Source organism: Providencia stuartii, from assembly GCF_029277985.1.
GTDB lineage: Bacteria > Pseudomonadota > Gammaproteobacteria > Enterobacterales > Enterobacteriaceae > Providencia > Providencia zhejiangensis.
In genome coordinates, this window is the sequence record NZ_CP119546.1 from 2,055,663 (window position 1) to 2,073,323 (window position 17,661).

Sequence of the window (17,661 nt, forward strand, 5' to 3'; positions counted from 1 at the left end):
CACGTAAAAATGAAGGAAATATGAAAAAAACGTCAACTAGTGTGCAGAATAAGCAGGTTAGCAGATTAAATTGTATAAAAAAACCTGTGGCGATTAACAACCACAGGTTTATAAACAAATAACATAACAGAGGGGGTCACATTAGCGTGATGCGCTGGTGTTTAATGCGCCAACTTTATTCTGTTCTGCTTCGCTGTTGGCGGTCCATCCTTTCCAAGCTAATGGCAGGTAAGCAACAGCAACGGCTAATAAAGAGACTCCCGCCACATAATACGCTGGCGCCATATGAGATTGTTGTAACCATGCTCCAGTTAAGATAGGCGTTAATCCACCAAAGATGGCGTAAGCCACGTTATAGGCAAATGATAAGCCCGAAAAACGAATTTCAGGTGGAAATGCGCGAGTACTGATAATAGGGGTAGTCGCGATAGCCCCCACAAAAAAGCCCATCAAGGCATAGTTAAATATTAATGTTGAGGCTGCAATATCCGTGGATAAAGACGAATAAAAATACAAGGCAGTGACGGCCAACCCCCCCCATGACAAGGTCATTGAGGCACGGGTACCCATTTTATCGCCAAACCAACCCCAGAAGATACAGCCTAACGTTAATGTTAAAGTTGCAGCGCAGTTTGCTTGCAGTGCGATATCGCGGTCGATCTGGTAAAGGCCTTTAAGCACAACATCAGGGGTCATCAAAATGGTCACAACGATAGCGGTAGATAATGACCAAGTCAGTGCCGCAGTGATCATACATGCTTGTTTATGCGATTTTATCACCGTTTTAACAGGTAACTCTTTTGCTAACGCTTTTTTTGCCGCCAGTTCTTTAAAAATAGGGGTTTCTTCTAAGAAACGACGTAAATAAACGGAAATAAAGCCAAAAACACCACCAAGAATAAAGGGAATACGCCATGCGAAATCATGAATTTCCTGAGCGCTATAGCTACGTTCAATAATGATGGCGACAATGGAGCCTAATAAGATGCCACCAGTGATACCAGATGTTAAAGTACCGACGCCAAGGCCATAGCGTTGTTTGGGGGTATGTTCCGCAATAAATACCCATGCGCCTGGCATTTCACCACCAATAGCCGCACCTTGCATAATACGCATCAACAGAAGCAATAATGGTGCAGCGGCGCCAATTGTGGCGTAGGTAGGCAAGAAACCAATGACAAAGGTTGGGAAGGCCATTAAGAAAATGCTAAGAGTAAACATTTTCTTACGACCGATTTTATCGCCAAAGTGCGCCATGATAATGCCACCAAGCGGGCGAGCAAGATAACCCGCAGCAAACAAACCTAGTGTTGCCATCAGAGCTAAAAACTCATTATCACCAGGGAAAAATAGCTGAGAAATAATTTTCGCGTAAAAGACGAAAATGACGAAATCATAAAATTCAAGGGTTCCGCCTAAAGATGACAACCCTAATGTTTTATAATCTTCTTTTCTCAAAGGCCTTGCCGAGGGCTGGCTGGTTGTTTGCGATGTCATAATATTATCCTTTTCAAATACCGAATATATTTTTTTATTTTAAATTCGGAATAACCGCTAAATTTACTGTCGCAGACAGTAAATAATATTAGATGTGTGCAGATAAGTGGTATAAAACCTTGGATGGAACAACCTAGTTAATACGCTGTATCTTTATGCATGCACTCATTTATAGCAGAAAATTCCATATTTTGTAAACTGCAACTCTGTAAACAAGATGAATAATCTAACTATATATCTTTGTTTAATTATATATTTCATCACGCAAAACAATCACATTATATGATGTTAATAAATAATTTTTTGCAGCAGATCATATATTCTCATTTTTGAATTAAGAGAAAATAAGGCGATTTATTGCTGTTTTTGTTGATTAATTCATCAATCCAGTCACAAATAATTAATTTCATTATTTGCCATGAATTATTTCAATAATGACAATCAACAGCGTCGTAAAATGCGAGAAAATAAAAAACAATCAAAAAGCGTGTAATTATTGGGAGAGAGTTTGAAATTAATAATGTGAGTAATGGGGTAGGCTAAGTATTATAATTGGCATACCCAGAGTGTAATTTTCTGGGTATGCCAAAAGGGATTAAACCAAAAACAGCGTTGCTAAACCTAAGAAGATAAAGAAACCACCAGTATCGGTAATTGCAGTGATCATAACACTAGAACCGATAGCCGGATCTTTACCCACTTTGAGCATAATCAATGGGATAAGAACGCCCATAATGGCCGCCATCAGCAAGTTGAGGATCATTGCTAATGTCATGACAGCGCCCATTGCGAGGTCACCATAGAGGAAATAGGTAATCACCCCCATAATTCCCCCCCAAACGACACCATTAATAAAGGCAACTCCCAGTTCTCTCAACATTAAGAATGAGAAACTACCTGTTTGGATTTGGTGAAGTGCGATTGCACGCACAATCATAGTAATGGTTTGGTTACCTGTATTGCCTCCAATTCCGGCAACGATAGGCATTAAGGTCGCTAAGGCGACTAGTTGGGAGATCGTGTCCTCAAAGACACCGATAACACGAGATGCAATGAATGCCGTACAAAGGTTAATAGCAAGCCAAGTCCAACGCGTTTTCACCGCTTGACCAACAGGGGCAAACACATCCTCTTCTGGGCTCAACCCCCCCATACGACGGATACTGTTGTCATTCTCTTCGTTTAAATTATCAACGATATCTTCAACGGTTAACCGTCCCATTAATAGGCCGTTACTGTCGACAACAGCTGCTGAAATCAAGTCATAACGTTCGAACGCACTGGCTGCATCTTCACCTTTTTCATCGGGTAAGAAGGTGACCGTGTCTGTTTTCATGACATCAGCGACAATACGCTCTGGTGATTGCGTTAATATCGTCGTGAGGGGGAGTTCACCCTGCAAATAATTATGACTATCGACGACGAAAATTTTATCTGTTGCCTCAGGGATTTTTCCACGTTGGCGGAGATAACGTTGAACTGTTTTTAAAGTGACATTGGGGCGGACAGTGACGAACTCAAAATCCATCATTTGTCCGACGCTGTCTTTTGCATATTGCAGAACTTCACGAATACGACTTCGTAAGCTCGGGTCAAGGTAGGTGAGTAGCCTACGCATGGTATCTTGTGGTAAATGCTCTGCAATATACGCTTGTTCATCAACATGTAAGTTAGCAACAGCGCGAAGTAATTCCCTGTCAGACATATCCTTGATCAGGCTATCCCAAACGGCGACAGAAGCCTCGACTAACACTTCACCACGTTCCGTGTTATCGACGAGACGCCATAGCGCTAGACGCTCATCATAAGGTAACATCTCTAAAATATCGGCAATATCGGCGGCGTGTAAATCAATGAGGAGTTCTTTGACTGCATTGATTTTTTCGCTAAGAGCCTTATCGCTTAAGATAGCGTGTTGGTCATGTTCGACAAGCGTTTGGACAAATTCTTCATCATCCAAAAATAGCGTCAGAATCTGCTGGCGGATGTGAGCCAGTTTCTGAGAATGCGGATTGATTGTTGGTACCGCATCGATTGAGGAAGCAGGTTGTGACATTTTAATCCTTAAAACAATGACGGGTACTTGGCGTACCTGTGTGGATCCATTGGCGAAAAAACACGTATATTTTGCCATTTATTGATCGTTAACCCAAATAAATATCAACAATCAAGGCAAATTAACGTAAAACTAACTAGAACCCTATCTTAGGGAGACAGTATTCACGGTCGTCATACTAATTAGATTCTTCGCGTATATCTAATTTCCAGCCGGGCACATCCTCCCAGTAAGCGCTCTCTTTTTCGAGATCAAGCTGCATCAAAGCATTTTGCGACAAATACTGAGCAGGTAGGTATAGTGTCCAGTGTCCATCATCGGTTTCTAAGCGTAATGATGATGGGATGGTTGTGGATTGTCTTTGGTTATTTAATAGTATGGATAACCGTAAAATTTGTATCAATGGTAAAAATTGTTTTCTTTTATATAAATTAAACTTAGGTATATCATCGAATTTAATCACACGTCGGTGGTTACGTACAAGCGTCGCTAATAGAGTTTGCTGTTCTTGGTTAAACCCCGGTAAATTGGTATTTTGTAGAATATAAGCGGAATGGCGATGTAGACCACTCTGATTAATGTGCAGGCCAACTTCATGCAGCATCACAGCCCAAATTAAAATGGATTCAAGTTGCGGATTGGCTAACTTGGGATTTTGCTGAGCCCACTGATGATATAGCTCCTCCATCGTCTTTAACACGCGCCGTGCCTGCTCTCTATCTATATTATAGTGTTCTGCAAGGCTCAAGGCCGTACGTTGGCGGATATCTTGATGGCGAAAACGTCCTTCCATTTCATAAAGTACACCTTCACGTAGCGCCCCATCGGAAAGGCGTAACTCTTTAATATCTAATGAATCAAAAACAGCACAGAGTATCGCTAAGCCAGGAACAAACACGTGTTTGCGCTCAGTCGAGAGACCAGGGATTGCAACAGCTGAAAAAGTTTTATACTTCAGCGCCATTTGCTTAATCTTTTCGAGCCGTTCGCGGGTAATAATACCGTCACGTTCGCCCATCTCGACAATCACAGCATGTACTGCTTTGATTGTCCCTGAAGCACCCATCGCCACATCCCAGTGCATATGTTTAAACTTGTTGGCGGTCTGCTCAAGCTTTAAACAAGCCGTGAGATAGGCGCGATTGAAGTTTTCTGAACTAATGACTTCATTCGGGAAGTAATTTCGCGCAAAGCTCACACAACCCATTCGACGGCTATCGATTAAAAGAGGTTCAAAACGTTCACCTACCACTAATTCAGTAGAACCGCCTCCAATGTCAATAACCAATTTGCGTCCTTTTTCGGGCTGGGTGTGTTCTACCCCCATAAAAATAAGACGCGCTTCTTCTTGCCCAGAAATGATTTCAATTGGATAAGGGATGATTTTTTTGGCTCGTTTCAAAAACTCTTCAACGTTTGTGGCAACACGTAAAGAGTGGGTGCCTACGATACAGACGTTTTCTTCCGTAAAGCCTTGTAGGCGTTCTGCAAATAACGCAAGGCAGGCAAGGCCCCGTTCCATGGCTTCTTCACTCAGTTCATTTGTATCACTTAAACCATCGGCAAGATGCACGCGTTGTTTTAAACGCGTCAGTATTTGTAGAGCACCGTTAACAATACGCGCAATCACCATATGAAAGCTGTTTGAACCAAGGTCAATCGCTGCGATCTCTTGAGGCCTAGGGGTTGATATATCAGTTAATGGCATAGTATTAAGACCTTGTCTCAGGCGTTTCTAGTGATTTCAAATAGTCATAAACAGCAAGTTGCGCCCGAATTTTGCGCTTATTACCGCGGGGAACATAATGATTACTGAGATCTTTGTCAACATAACGCGCCTTAACGGTATCGTTAAATTGTAATTCAAGGATATCTAAAACTAGCTGTTTCAGTCGACAGTCCACTAGGAGGACGGCCACCTCAATCCGATAATCAATATTACGGGTCATCCAGTCAGCCGATGAAATGAAGACTTTTTCATCACCTGCATTCGTAAATACATAAACACGGTCATGCTCTAAAAAGCGATCAACAATACTGGTGACTTGAATATTTTCACTATACCCAGGTTGCCCAGCAACGAGTGAGCACATCCCTCTGACTAATAAACGAATTTTGACGCCAGCATTGGAGGCGTCATACAACTTGTCGGTCAGCTCTTTATCAACCAAATTATTGATTTTTAAAGTAATGCCGCTTGGTAAACCGGCTTGGGCATTCGCCATTTCTTGGTCAATGAGTTCATTGAGCTTGAGGCGTGTGTTTTGTGGTGAAACCATTAAATTGTCAAAAGTGACAGGACGGTATGGGTTTTCAATAAAACTAAACACGCGGCGAACTTCATTGGTAATTTGCTCGTTCGCAGTGAGTAATGAATAGTCGGTATAAAGACGAGCCGTCTTTTCATTGAAGTTACCTGTTCCGATATGGGCATATCGAATAATTTGACCTTCTTCCATGCGTGAAATAATAAATAGCTTGGCATGAATTTTTAGGCCAGGAGCCGAGAAGATAACGTGTACCCCAGCCTCTGTGAGTCGCTTGGCCCAGTGAATATTGGCTTCTTCGTCAAAGCGGGCTTGTAATTCAACCACCACTGTGACTTTTTTACCGTTATGGGCCGCATGGATCATGGAATCAATAATGCGTGAGTCTTTGGCAACACGATAAATATTAATTTTTATTGATAAGACACTCGGGTCAAAAGAAGCTTGTCTTAATAGTTCTAATGTGTGCTCAAAAGTATAATAAGGGTAGTAGAGCAAAACATCCCGTTCGCGAATGGCATCAAAGCCGTTACGGAAATTGTCAAACCAGCGGTGACGCAGCCGAGGTAAAGGTTTATTGAGTAGACTTTTATTTCCTTCATTAGGGAAATTAATAAAATCTTTAAAATTGTGATAACGGCCGCCAGCGATCACGGAGTCGTCATTGGATAAACCTAATTTTTCACGTAGTACAGCGACCATTTCGTCAGGCATATCACGCTGATAGACGAAACGCACAGGCTCAGCCGTGAGCCGCTGTTTGAGTGTTGATGACATGATTTCAAGTAAACTTGATTCCATTTCTGTCGCGATATCATATTCTGCATCACGGGTCATTTTCATGGAATACGCATTTAATTCGTCGTAATCAAAGAATCCTTTAAAAATTTCATCCAAGGTGTAACGTAAAATATTATCAATCAGAACCATCGATTTGCGGCGTTTTGGCATTTCGGGTGGCAGATTAACAAACCGAGGAACTTTATCTGACGGAATTTCTAAGAGAGCATATTGCACATTACTGCTATTAATAATCTCAACAGCTAAGTAGGTGTAGTCATCTTTTAAGAACTCCACCAAGTTAGTATCGGGATTAATCAAGATTGGCGTAATATGTTGACGCAAGTGTTGACGAAAATATTGGCGTAACCAAATTTGTTGGCGAGGGGATATTTGCCGTTCGTTAATTAAGAAAATTTGGTTGCGAGCCATTTCAAGCAAGAGGTCGTTGTACAAAATATCGAACTCTTGATCCTGCTTAGCAACTTTATTTTGAATACGTTTAAGTAAATGACGAGCGCCGCTGGCGGAGCCGCGCTCTTCGTTAATTAAGATACGACGTTTTACATCGGCAAAACGGACTTTGTAGAATTCATCTAAGTTATTGGAATAAATACCTAAAAAACGCATACGCTCGATAAGAGGGTTTCGCTTATCTGCTGCTTCTTGTAAAACCCGTTCGTTAAAAGCAAGCCAGCTTAGCTCTTTTTCGTGGTATAGACGTTCTTGGGACATCGTTGCTCCATATTGTAGGAATAGATAAACTTAAGGATGAATAATTACCTTACCTTAAACGTGCTGCTTAATTGTGGCATGTGGATTAACAACACTTTCAGGGTTTGCAGACTGAGCTTTGCTTGCAAAGTATTGGTGTTGAAAAATACACATGCGGATCGCGGTATGATAGCGACCATTGACGAAAAACTCATCGATAAGCTCGCCTTCCGTATGGAAGCCCAGTTTATTGTATATGTGGATAGCTTTGATATTTTCTTTATCCACGATGAGGTAAAGTTTATATAAATTGAGAACAGAGAAAGCATAGTCCATTGCGAGTTTAGCTGCACGTGTTGCGTAGCCATGGCCTTGGTGGCTCGGAGCAATGATAATCTGAAACTCAGAACGACGGTGAACATAATCGATTTCAACCAATTCCACTAAGCCAACTTTTTCACTGTCATTTTCAACAATAAAGCGCCGCTCAGATTGGTCATGAATATGTTTATCATAGAGATCACTCAACTCAACGAAAGCTTCATAAGGCTCTTCAAACCAGTAACGCATTACACTGGCATTATTATCAAGTTGATGGATAAACGCTAAATCTTCACGTTCAAGTGGGCGCAACCTAAACGGATGAACTTGCCCGGTCGTCATATAACACCTCAATTCTATTTAAAAGATACGCATCTACTATCGATATTTTTAAGTCATAAAGACAAATAAATGCCACGAATTATTTTCACTCTTAACCAATAAGGATACCACTAATTTACGATAAAATAATGACACAAAGCAGGAGGCTCTACTAAGTGGTGAAGATTAACGCACTTTGTCGCGGATAGAGTGGCTTATCCAACAAAAAGGGCAGAGATCTCTCTTTGCCCTTAGTGAATGTCATGGTCTAGCGTTGGACAGTGATTAGGCTATTCATTTGCATAGCCTTGTGGTGGCAAACATTGACCATCTAAATAAGCAAGATTATCTTTCATGACTAAACGGTCATCGATAAACCATTGCACAACAAGTGGATAAATATTGTGCTCTTGTGCTTTCACTCGCTCTACAACCGCTTCTTCACTATCCTCTGCAAAAATAGGCACTTTGGCTTGTAATATCACAGGACCGCCGTCTAGCTCTTCAGTGACAAAATGCACGGAAGTCCCATGTTCGCTATCGCCGTTCTCTATTGCCTTGCGGTGGGTATGTAATCCGGGGTACTTCGGTAATAGAGAAGGGTGAATATTCAGCATTTTTCCCGCGTAATGTTTCACGAAGTCCGCCGTTAAGATGCGCATGAACCCAGCAAGCACCACTAAATCAGGCTGATATCCATCCATCATTGCCATCAATGCAGCGTCATATTCTTCACGACTTGCCAATGATTTTGCACTTAGCGTTAAGGCAGGGATCCCTGCCTTTTGTGCACGAATCAACCCATAAGCATCGGGTTGATTACTGATGACAGCCACTATCTGCGCCTGAAGGCCATTGGACGTCGCATCAATCAGCGATTGTAAATTACTGCCGCTGCCTGAAATAAGAACAACAATTTTTTTCATTAGCGGATAACAACCTGTTCTTCACCCGCAGGAAGCTGAGCAATAGAACCGATTTGCCATGCTTTTTCACCTAAACCGTTGAGCAGCGTGAGTGCCGCATCAACGTCATTTTGTGGCAAGGCAATAATAATGCCGACACCACAGTTAAAGGTGCGATACATTTCGTGATCTGTCACACTGCCTGCTTTTTGTAACCAATTGAATACCGCAGGCCATTGCCAACTCGCTTTATCAATTTGTGCTTGTGTATTTTCAGGCAATACACGAGGAATATTTTCCCAGAAACCACCGCCAGTGATGTGTGCGATTGCGTGGATATCACATTTTTCAATCAGCTCAAGGACGTTTTTTACATAAATACGTGTTGGTGCTAATAGGTGGTCAGCCAGTGATTGACCTTCAAGGTCTGTTGATTCTGGGTCGGTTTGACTCACTTCAAGAATTTTACGTACTAATGAGTAACCATTAGAGTGGGGGCCACTTGATGCTAATGCGATCAGTGCATCACCGGCACTAACCTTGCTACCATCAATGATCTCGGAACGTTCAACAACACCAACGCAGAATCCAGCAACATCATAGTCTTCACCGTGGTACATACCGGGCATTTCCGCGGTTTCTCCCCCGACAAGGGCACAACCTGATTGTTTACAACCTTCTGCGATACCTGTGATCACACTTGCTGCGGTATCAACATCCAGCTTGCCTGTTGCGTAATAATCTAAGAAAAATAGCGGTTCGGCACCTTGTACAATTAAGTCATTAACGCACATAGCGACCAAGTCGATGCCGATCGTGTCGTGGCGTTTTAAATCCATTGCAAGGCGCAGTTTAGTACCAACGCCATCTGTACCTGAAACTAACACAGGTTCCCGGTATTTTTGTGGCAGGGAACATAACGCACCAAACCCTCCCAATCCTCCCATAACTTCTGGTCGGCGAGTTTCTTTCACTACGCCTTTAATACGTTCAACCAATGCATTACCTGCATCAATGTCAACACCGGCATCTTTATAGCTGAGAGAGGTTTTATCAGTCACTACGGCCCCCAAGGCAATTGTGTTTTGGAAAAATAGACTTCAATAAACGCTATTCTAACAGGCTAAGCAAACGTTTGCGATAGCTTTATGAATGAAATCATCATCGTGTTTTTTATCGTAGCGAAATGAAGCTTTAGTGTTTATGGGGGAATGCTTGTTGCAAATATTTATACCGTTTACATAAGGTAAAATGCGATTGAGCATCTATAATTTTACATTGTGATTTTATTGAATATATTTCATTGCATGCATGCGGTTATTCGGTTCAAGGTAGTGGAATGTGCTATTGGCATATTGAGTGAAATGGTGAGTTTAAAAATAAGCTATTTCTGATTGTTTTGACATCAATCAAACATGGCATAGTGGCATCTTCCATAAAAAGAGGTATAATCCCGCGATTTTTTTGTGCGCTGACGTCTAAAATAGTAGGAGAATTCCATGAAGATCGTTGAGGTAAAACACCCTCTCGTTAAACATAAACTCGGCCTGATGCGAGATCATGATATAAGCACCAAACGCTTTCGTGAACTGGCCTCAGAGGTTGGTAGCCTACTAACTTATGAAGCAACCGCTGACCTAGAAACTGAGAGAGTTACCATTGAAGGTTGGTGTGGTCCTGTAGAAATAGAGCAAATTAAAGGGAAAAAAATCACTGTTGTACCTATTCTCCGTGCAGGTATCGGCATGATGAATGGCGTTCTAGAAAGTATTCCAAGCGCTCGAATCAGTGTTGTCGGTGTGTATCGTGATGAAGAAACCTTTAAACCTGTCTCTTACTTCCAAAAATTAGTTTCCAATATTGATGAGCGTATGGCTTTGGTTGTTGACCCAATGCTGGCAACGGGTGGGTCAATGATCGCCACGATCGACCTGTTGAAAAATGCGGGCTGTAAATCAATTAAAGTATTAGTGCTGGTTGCAGCACCTGAAGGGATTAAAGCACTTGAAGAAGCTCACCCAGATGTCGAGCTCTATACCGCGTCCATTGATCAATACCTAAATGAACATGGTTATATTGTTCCTGGGCTAGGTGATGCTGGCGATAAGATATTTGGTACTAAATAATAATTAGCCGACTTTAGAAGTCGGCTTTTTTTTGATGATAAAAATGCATTAAGGGGATGAAAAAATGACACGTCGTGCGATTAGTGTTGAAGAAAGGCCACCACTACTACAAACCATACCGCTAAGTTTTCAACATTTATTTGCCATGTTTGGCGCGACAGTGATTGTACCCATTTTGTTTGGTGTTAACCCAGCAACGATTTTGTTGTTTAACGGTATTGGCACCTTACTTTATCTATTTATCTGTAAAGGGAAGATTCCTGCGTATTTAGGTTCCAGTTTCGCTTTTATTTCACCCGTGATGATTTTGCTACCTCTTGGTTATGAATTGGCATTAGGCGGCTTTATTATTTGTGGTGTCTTATTCTGTATTGTGGCGTTAATTGTCAAAGTTGCGGGTCGAGGTTGGATAAATGTCATGTTTCCACCCGCGGCAATGGGCGCCATTGTTGCGGTTATCGGCCTCGAATTAGCACAAACAGCCGCGGGAATGGCGGGTTTGTTGCCTAAAGAAGGCGCTCCAGTCGATTCAAGTACCTTAATCATTTCGATTACCACACTGGTGGTGACCGTGTTGTGTGCTGTTGTCTTCCGCGGCTTTTTATCCATTATTCCTATCTTAATTGGTTTCTTGGCGGGATATGCGTTGTCTTATTTTATGGGGATCGTGGATTTTACACCTGTCATTGAAGCGCCATGGTTTGCAATACCGACTTTTTATACACCACGTTTTGAATGGTTCGCTATCTTAACTATCTTACCTGCTGCGTTAGTTGTCATTGCTGAGCACGTCGGTCACTTAGTTGTGACGGCAAATATTGTTGAGCGTGATTTAATGAAAAATCCTGGTTTGCACCGTTCTATGTTTGCAAATGGTTTTTCTACTGTCATTTCTGGCTTTTTTGGCTCAACACCGAATACCACGTATGGTGAAAATATCGGGGTCATGGCAATTACTAAGGTTTACAGTACGTGGGTTATCGGTGGTGCGGCTGTGATTGCTATTTTGCTTTCGTGTGTAGGTAAATTAGCCGCTGCGATTCAGTTAGTGCCAGTACCTGTCATGGGTGGGGTTTCATTATTACTTTATGGTGTCATTGGTGCGTCCGGTATTCGTGTTCTTATTGACTCGAAGGTTGATTATAATAAACCGCAAAACTTAATCCTAACCTCTGTCATCTTAATCATTGGTGTCAGTGGGGCGGTGATCCATATCGGTCAAGCGGAACTGAAAGGCATGGCCTTAGCAACAATTGTTGGTATTGTGATGGCTTTAGTATTCCGTTTTATTACTTTTGTGCGTCCTGAAAAACAATTTGTAACGTCAGACCTTGAAGAAATAGAGACTCACCAGTCTAAGAAATAAAAGCATTCTGCAATTGCCGATGTGATGAAAGCATCGGCAATTGAGTTTCTTCTTGTTCATTTATGCTTGAAATTTATGGTAAACTTTCTACTGTTAATTGTTTTGCACAGCCAGAGGTGCTTCTGAACACGCCATCGCAACTTTCACTACCACTCTATCTACCTGATGATGAAACGTTTGCTAGCTTTTATGCAGGCGAAAATGAAGCGTTGTTGTCTGCGATTAAACTCGCCATTAATCAACCCCACGGTAGCTATATTTATTACTGGTCTCGTGAAGGTGGAGGAAAAAGCCATCTATTGCATGCCGCTTGCGCTGAACTTTCCGAACAAGATATGGCGGTAGGGTATGTACCACTCGATAAACGTGCCTATTTTGTTCCTGAAGTTTTGGAAGGTATGGAACACCTTTCTTTGGTTTGTATCGATAACATTCAGTGTATTGCGGGTGATCCTGAATGGGAAATGGCGATTTTTAATCTGTATAACCGTATTTTAGAAATCGGTCGTACCTGCTTGTTGATCACAGGTGATAGGCCACCAAGGCAAATTGAACTTTCTCTTCCTGACTTAGCCTCTCGTCTAGATTGGGGGCAAATTTATAAACTGCATCCACTGAGTGATGAAGACAAAATCTGTGCGTTGCAGCTACGCGCTAGGATGCGTGGTTTTGAATTACCAGAAGATGTATGTCGCTTTGTGTTAAAACGTCTAGACAGAAAAATGGGGACGTTATTTGATATTTTGAACAAACTGGATCATGCATCAATTGTTGCACAACGTAAACTGACAATTCCTTTTGTCAAAGATATCCTCCAGTTATAAAAAGGCAGCCTCTTAGCTGCCTTTTTTGTATCCTTATAAAAGCTCAAGGACTTGCTCGGGTGGACGTCCTAGTTTTGCCTGTTTGCCTTTGACAACAATAGGGCGCTCAATCAGTTTTGGGTTTTCATGCATGGCTTGAATGAGTTGTTCTTGCGTTAAAGTGGTTTCCCCTAAATTTAGTGTTTTATAGCACTCTTCTTTCGTGCGCATGAGTTGGCGAGCATCTGCAAAGCCTAACGCCTTTAACAATTGTTTTAGTTGAGAAACACTAGGTGGATTTTTCAAGTATTCGACGATAGTCGGTGTAACCCCATTGGATTCTAATAGGGCTAGGGTCTCACGGCTTTTAGAACAACGTGGATTATGATAAATGGTTATTGTGTCCGTCATGGTCATCATTTCCTTACGGTTTGGCTTTACTGTCTCTTAATTGTAACTTTCTTAATTCATCAATACGTGCATCATAGCGTTGCTGTTCATAGCTGCCTAAACGACTTTTACGGCTGGCTTCGCTAAGATAATTGATCGCATTATCATAGTTACCCCGTAATGCCATTCCTTCCGCATAGGCGGCCAGCTCTTCATTCCGTTTGCCTTGTTTGGCGGACGTTTCTGCTAATAGATCCCACCCATTTGGGTCGTCAGGATTATTGAATGTATATTTATTCAGCAAAGAACTCGCATTTTGATACTGTTTATTATTAATTAACGCATTGGCAAGGTTAATTTGTAATACAGGGTTATTAGGCGATTTTTTCAATGCGTTTTGTAAGCGGGTCACGGCTTGGGATGAACGACGTTGTTCAATATCTAAATCGGTCATACTATCGATAAACCATGGGTTATCGGGTTGTTTTTCCAGCAAACTCGCCATGATTTTAGTTGCCTCAGCATATTTTTTATCTTGTGATAATTTTAATGCTTTACCGTAGTCCGCGGCCATGCGTTCTTGCGCCGTGCCTTGACTATAATTTTCAAGAATTTGGTCAAGGGCATGCTGTTGTCCCGCTGTATACATTGATAAGATACGCACTCGTGCATACATAAAATCATCGGAAGACGGTACGGTGAGTTTGGGGTACTGATTAGAGCGGTTACGCGCATCCGCTAAACGGCTATCGGGTAATGGGTGCGTTAACAGTATTTCAGGTGGCTTTGACATGTAACGAGTTTGGTCTGACATGGTTTGCATAAAGTCAGCCATAGCATGAGGGTCAAAGCCTGCGCGTCTTAGTGTTTGTAAGCCGATGCGGTCTGCTTCTTGCTCGTTAGCTTGAGTAAAGCTGATCATACCTTGCTGAACGCCGGCCATTGTTCCTGTTAAGGCCGCAAATCCGGCTTGTGGGTTTGCCATGACCAATAAGAGTGAACCAATAGTGCCAGCTATAGCAAGCGGTGTGGTACTTTTTTGGTCTTCCATCATACGTGCAAGGTGGCGTTGCGTCACGTGAGAGATTTCGTGAGCCATCACAGAGGCAAGTTGACTCTCGTTTTGGCTGTAACGAAAAAGTGCTGAATGCAATACGACATTACCACCAAAGTAGGCATAAGCGTTAATGTTCGGATTATTCACTAAATAGAACTTAAAAGGTGTTCTAACGGAATCCGCATTTTTGACTAATCGCATACCGAGCTTATTGATGTATTGATTGAGGAGAGGGTCATATATCAACGGGGTACTTGCACGAATTTGGCGCGTGATCGCATCACCCATAATAATTTCTTGGTTGATACTCAGCGTACCGCCAGCGGTCGTACCGATGTCTGGAAGCGTGTCCTCAACGGCACTGTATGCGGGGAATGTCGCGCCGTTGACGCACGCTGCTATCAATAAAACTAGAAGTGGATTTTTCAGTTTTTTATTCATGAAAAAATTGCATCCCGTACAACGATTAATTTTCAGCTTAATCCATGATAGCAAAAGCTATCGAAATGTCTGTTAATTGGTATAATTTTCGCTAATTTAGGAACTGTCTTTAAAGCATCACTTCCCAAGGAGCTATATATGTTGGAAATGCTATTACAATGGTATCGGCGACGCTTTGCTGATCCTCAGGCTGTTGCGTTGTTTACGTTGCTCATTGTTGGCTTCTGTATCATCTTTTTCTTTAGCAATATATTAGCTCCGTTGTTGGTCGCTATCGCCTTAGCTTACTTACTTGAATGGCCGACACATTTACTTGAGCGTATTGGTTGCTCTCGTGTTGTTGCGGTTACGATTATTTTGACCTTGTTTGCGGGAATTAGTGCCATGGTCATTTTAATTATTGCACCAACGGCATGGCAACAAGGGATTAATCTGGTAGGGGATTTGCCAAATATGGTAAATCGTTTTAACGAATTCGCACAAACCTTACCTGAACGATATCCGGCTTTAGTTGACGCGGGTATCATTGATATGATGGCTGATAATTTACGTGGTCGTTTGTCAGGGATGGCGGAATCCGTCGTGAAAATGTCGGTGGCTTCTTTAATCGGTGTATTTACTTTAGCTATTTATACCGTTCTTGTGCCTCTAATGACATTTTTCTTATTAAAAGATAAACAAAAAATCATTAATAGTGTCCAAAAAGTCCTTCCACGAAACCGTTTATTGGTGGGGAAAGTATGGATAGAAATGAACCAACAAATTACCAACTATTTACGTGGTAAAGTCACTGAGATGATCATTGTTGGCGTTTGTACCTATGCGGGGTTCGCTTACTTTGACTTGCGTTATTCGGTGTTATTATCGGTACTGGTCGGGGTGTCGGTATTGATCCCTTACATTGGTGCCGTGGCGGTAACCATCCCAGTGGTTCTTGTGGCGTTGTTTCAATGGGGGATCGGCAGTGATTTTTGGTCGCTAATCATTGTTTACCTTGTTATTCAAGGGTTAGACAGTAATTTATTCGTTCCGCTACTCTTTTCTGAGGCCGTGAATCTTCATCCGCTTGTGATTATATTATCGGTAGTGATTTTTGGGGGATTATGGGGTTTTTGGGGCGTATTTTTTGCGATACCGTTAGCCACATTGATCAAAGCGGTGATTAACGTCTGGCCTGAAGAAACAACGGAAAACCAAGCTAAACTGGAGTGAAGGGGCGACAATGCCGGCTAATATCGAGTTACAACAAGGTGATATCACTAAAGTTACCGTCGATGCTATCGTGAATGCAGCGAATAGTTCTTTATTAGGCGGTGGTGGCGTCGATGGCGCTATTCACCGTGCAGGAGGCAGTGCAATTCTTGATGAATGCCGCCAAATTAGAGCTAAACAGGGAGGGTGTAAACCTGGGCATGCAGTTATAACGACAGCGGGTCGTTTGCCTGCTAAATATGTTATTCATACGGTAGGGCCGGTATGGCAAGACGGAACATACGGTGAAACACAGGTATTAGCAAATGCGTATTTATCCTGCTTACAATTGGCCAGCCAGTATAAGGTCGCGACCATCGCATTTCCCAATATTAGCACTGGGATCTATGGTTTTCCTAAGGCATTAGCTGCACAGGTTGCTTGCGAAACCGTCGTAAATTACCTTGCCGCTCATGCGTTGCCGATGAAAGTCATTTTCATGTGCTTCGATGCAGAAAATTACCATTTATATCAACAGCAACTGCAACAATAAAACAGGATTGTGGAAGCGTTATTGTTCATGATTTTATCGGTTCAATCTGGCTTAGATTAACCTATATCGAGTTACGCTTGCTGACGCTAAAGAGGTTATTGCTCCAACGGGAGCAGTAACCGGTTTATTTTTGTTGTTTGGTTGGCTATTCATCGAGATTCATTGTCTTGTCCTCTCTGTCGATAATGCCGGAACATGAATGGGATGAATTTGAATATCATAGCAATAAGCTGTCTCTATCTTTGTTTCGCGTTCAGCGAAGAATAGAGGTATTGATACTGTTCAGATGAACAATCATCGTTAGTTTTTGATTGTCCTGTCTTTTGCGCGGTAGGATTAAGGTTGCTGGAGAAAGAAGAGAGGGTTGTGTAAAGCTTAACAACCCTATCAGGTAAAATATTAAGCGTGACTATTTATGTATTCGAGAACAATTTCATGGTGATTGCTGGTTTTGAAATTATCGAATACATGTTCAATAGTTCCATTTGCATCAACAAGGAAACTAATACGATGGATGCCATCATAAGTTTTCCCCATGAACTGTTTTTCACCCCAAACACCAAATTGTTCACAAACTTGATGATCTTCATCTGAGAGCAGTGTGAAGTTCAACATTTCTTTTTCAGCGAAACGAGACAATTTTTCGGGTTTATCTGTGCTAATGCCTAAAACTTCAACACCCTTTTGTCTAAGTGTATCCATTTCGTCACGCAGACCACATGCTTGGACTGTACATCCTGGGGTCATGGCCTTAGGGTAGAAGTAAACTAATACGCGTTGACCCTGATAATCTGAAAGATTGATGATTTCACCATCTTGGTCAGGAAGGCTAAATTGAGGCGCCTTATCACCGGCTTTCAATGGGTTCATTAC

15 protein-coding genes are annotated in these 17,661 nt (G+C 42.0%); 5 read left to right on the top strand and 10 right to left on the bottom strand.

Going from position 1 to position 17,661, the window contains the following annotated elements:
* Nucleotides 1-141: 141 nt before the first annotated feature.
* The 7 genes from P2E05_RS08945 to purM all read right to left on the bottom strand — a co-directional run bounded on the left by P2E05_RS08945 (nt 142) and on the right by purM (nt 9,922).
* The gene (locus P2E05_RS08945; protein WP_154624051.1) at nt 142-1,497 is read right to left on the bottom strand and encodes an MFS transporter; all 1,356 of its coding nucleotides are present in this window, start codon (nt 1,495-1,497) and stop codon (nt 142-144) included.
* Nucleotides 1,498-2,092: 595 nt separating this feature from the next.
* Nucleotides 2,093-3,553, bottom strand: a complete 1,461-nt coding sequence (gene mgtE / locus P2E05_RS08950) for a magnesium transporter (RefSeq protein ID WP_154625008.1) — start codon at nt 3,551-3,553, stop codon at nt 2,093-2,095.
* A gap of 178 nt (nt 3,554-3,731) precedes the next feature.
* Nucleotides 3,732-5,261, bottom strand: coding sequence for an exopolyphosphatase (gene ppx / locus P2E05_RS08955; protein WP_154625007.1), 1,530 nt, complete (start codon nt 5,259-5,261; stop codon nt 3,732-3,734).
* A 4-nt stretch (nt 5,262-5,265) separates the two neighbouring features.
* A complete protein-coding gene (ppk1, locus tag P2E05_RS08960; protein WP_269723952.1) occupies nt 5,266-7,335 on the bottom strand; it encodes a polyphosphate kinase 1 in 2,070 nt (689 codons plus the stop codon).
* A 54-nt stretch (nt 7,336-7,389) separates the two neighbouring features.
* Entirely contained in the window at nt 7,390-7,977 is a 588-nt protein-coding gene (gene speG, locus P2E05_RS08965; RefSeq protein ID WP_154625005.1) for a spermidine N1-acetyltransferase, read from the bottom strand.
* Between the two features lie 269 nt (nt 7,978-8,246).
* On the bottom strand, nt 8,247-8,882 hold the full coding sequence (purN, locus tag P2E05_RS08970) for a phosphoribosylglycinamide formyltransferase (RefSeq protein ID WP_154625004.1): 636 nt from the start codon (nt 8,880-8,882) through the stop codon (nt 8,247-8,249).
* Nucleotides 8,882-9,922, bottom strand: coding sequence for a phosphoribosylformylglycinamidine cyclo-ligase (purM, locus tag P2E05_RS08975; protein ID WP_163861446.1), 1,041 nt, complete (start codon nt 9,920-9,922; stop codon nt 8,882-8,884). The genes purN and purM overlap by 1 nt, the downstream gene beginning before the upstream one ends.
* 438 nt (nt 9,923-10,360) lie before the next feature.
* Here purM and upp point away from each other — a divergent pair, with 438 nt between their 5' ends.
* The 3 genes from upp to hda all read left to right on the top strand — a co-directional run bounded on the left by upp (nt 10,361) and on the right by hda (nt 13,177).
* Nucleotides 10,361-10,987 carry a uracil phosphoribosyltransferase gene (gene upp / locus P2E05_RS08980; protein WP_154625002.1) on the top strand — a complete coding sequence of 209 codons (627 nt, stop codon included), beginning with the start codon at nt 10,361-10,363 and terminating at the stop codon, nt 10,985-10,987.
* A gap of 64 nt (nt 10,988-11,051) precedes the next feature.
* Complete coding sequence (gene uraA, locus P2E05_RS08985) at nt 11,052-12,353, top strand: uracil permease (protein WP_154625001.1); 1,302 nt, start codon at nt 11,052-11,054, stop codon at nt 12,351-12,353.
* 116 nt (nt 12,354-12,469) lie between these two features.
* Nucleotides 12,470-13,177 (top strand): DnaA inactivator Hda, encoded by a 708-nt coding sequence (hda, locus tag P2E05_RS08990; protein ID WP_196713477.1) that lies wholly within the window; start codon nt 12,470-12,472, stop codon nt 13,175-13,177.
* A 33-nt stretch (nt 13,178-13,210) separates the two neighbouring features.
* Here hda and arsC read toward each other — a convergent pair whose 3' ends face one another.
* Nucleotides 13,211-13,567, bottom strand: coding sequence for an arsenate reductase (glutaredoxin) (arsC, locus tag P2E05_RS08995; protein ID WP_154624999.1), 357 nt, complete (start codon nt 13,565-13,567; stop codon nt 13,211-13,213).
* Nucleotides 13,568-13,580: 13 nt separating this feature from the next.
* Nucleotides 13,581-15,044 carry a tetratricopeptide repeat protein gene (locus tag P2E05_RS09000; protein ID WP_154624998.1) on the bottom strand — a complete coding sequence of 488 codons (1,464 nt, stop codon included), beginning with the start codon at nt 15,042-15,044 and terminating at the stop codon, nt 13,581-13,583.
* Nucleotides 15,045-15,182: 138 nt separating this feature from the next.
* Here P2E05_RS09000 and P2E05_RS09005 point away from each other — a divergent pair, with 138 nt between their 5' ends.
* Complete coding sequence (locus P2E05_RS09005) at nt 15,183-16,256, top strand: AI-2E family transporter (protein ID WP_154624997.1); 1,074 nt, start codon at nt 15,183-15,185, stop codon at nt 16,254-16,256.
* Nucleotides 16,257-16,266: 10 nt separating this feature from the next.
* Nucleotides 16,267-16,788 carry an O-acetyl-ADP-ribose deacetylase gene (locus P2E05_RS09010; RefSeq protein ID WP_154624996.1) on the top strand — a complete coding sequence of 174 codons (522 nt, stop codon included), beginning with the start codon at nt 16,267-16,269 and terminating at the stop codon, nt 16,786-16,788.
* 399 nt (nt 16,789-17,187) lie between these two features.
* Here P2E05_RS09010 and bcp read toward each other — a convergent pair whose 3' ends face one another.
* The gene (gene bcp / locus P2E05_RS09015) at nt 17,188-17,658 is read right to left on the bottom strand and encodes a thioredoxin-dependent thiol peroxidase (RefSeq protein ID WP_154624995.1); all 471 of its coding nucleotides are present in this window, start codon (nt 17,656-17,658) and stop codon (nt 17,188-17,190) included.
* Between the last annotated feature and the right edge of the window lie 3 nt (nt 17,659-17,661).

What these genes read in the sequence shown, in the direction of transcription:
- P2E05_RS08945 (WP_154624051.1), bottom strand. Translation starts at nt 1,497, where the DNA reads ATGACATCGCAAACAACCAGCCAGCCCTCGGCAAGGCCTTTGAGAAAA.
- mgtE (WP_154625008.1), bottom strand. Translation starts at nt 3,553, where the DNA reads ATGTCACAACCTGCTTCCTCAATCGATGCGGTACCAACAATCAATCCG.
- ppx (WP_154625007.1), bottom strand. Translation starts at nt 5,261, where the DNA reads ATGCCATTAACTGATATATCAACCCCTAGGCCTCAAGAGATCGCAGCG.
- ppk1 (WP_269723952.1), bottom strand. Translation starts at nt 7,335, where the DNA reads ATGTCCCAAGAACGTCTATACCACGAAAAAGAGCTAAGCTGGCTTGCT.
- speG (WP_154625005.1), bottom strand. Translation starts at nt 7,977, where the DNA reads ATGACGACCGGGCAAGTTCATCCGTTTAGGTTGCGCCCACTTGAACGT.
- purN (WP_154625004.1), bottom strand. Translation starts at nt 8,882, where the DNA reads ATGAAAAAAATTGTTGTTCTTATTTCAGGCAGCGGCAGTAATTTACAA.
- upp (WP_154625002.1), top strand. Translation starts at nt 10,361, where the DNA reads ATGAAGATCGTTGAGGTAAAACACCCTCTCGTTAAACATAAACTCGGC.
- uraA (WP_154625001.1), top strand. Translation starts at nt 11,052, where the DNA reads ATGACACGTCGTGCGATTAGTGTTGAAGAAAGGCCACCACTACTACAA.
- arsC (WP_154624999.1), bottom strand. Translation starts at nt 13,567, where the DNA reads ATGACGGACACAATAACCATTTATCATAATCCACGTTGTTCTAAAAGC.
- P2E05_RS09000 (WP_154624998.1), bottom strand. Translation starts at nt 15,044, where the DNA reads ATGAATAAAAAACTGAAAAATCCACTTCTAGTTTTATTGATAGCAGCG.
- P2E05_RS09005 (WP_154624997.1), top strand. Translation starts at nt 15,183, where the DNA reads ATGTTGGAAATGCTATTACAATGGTATCGGCGACGCTTTGCTGATCCT.
- P2E05_RS09010 (WP_154624996.1), top strand. Translation starts at nt 16,267, where the DNA reads ATGCCGGCTAATATCGAGTTACAACAAGGTGATATCACTAAAGTTACC.
- bcp (WP_154624995.1), bottom strand. Translation starts at nt 17,658, where the DNA reads ATGAACCCATTGAAAGCCGGTGATAAGGCGCCTCAATTTAGCCTTCCT.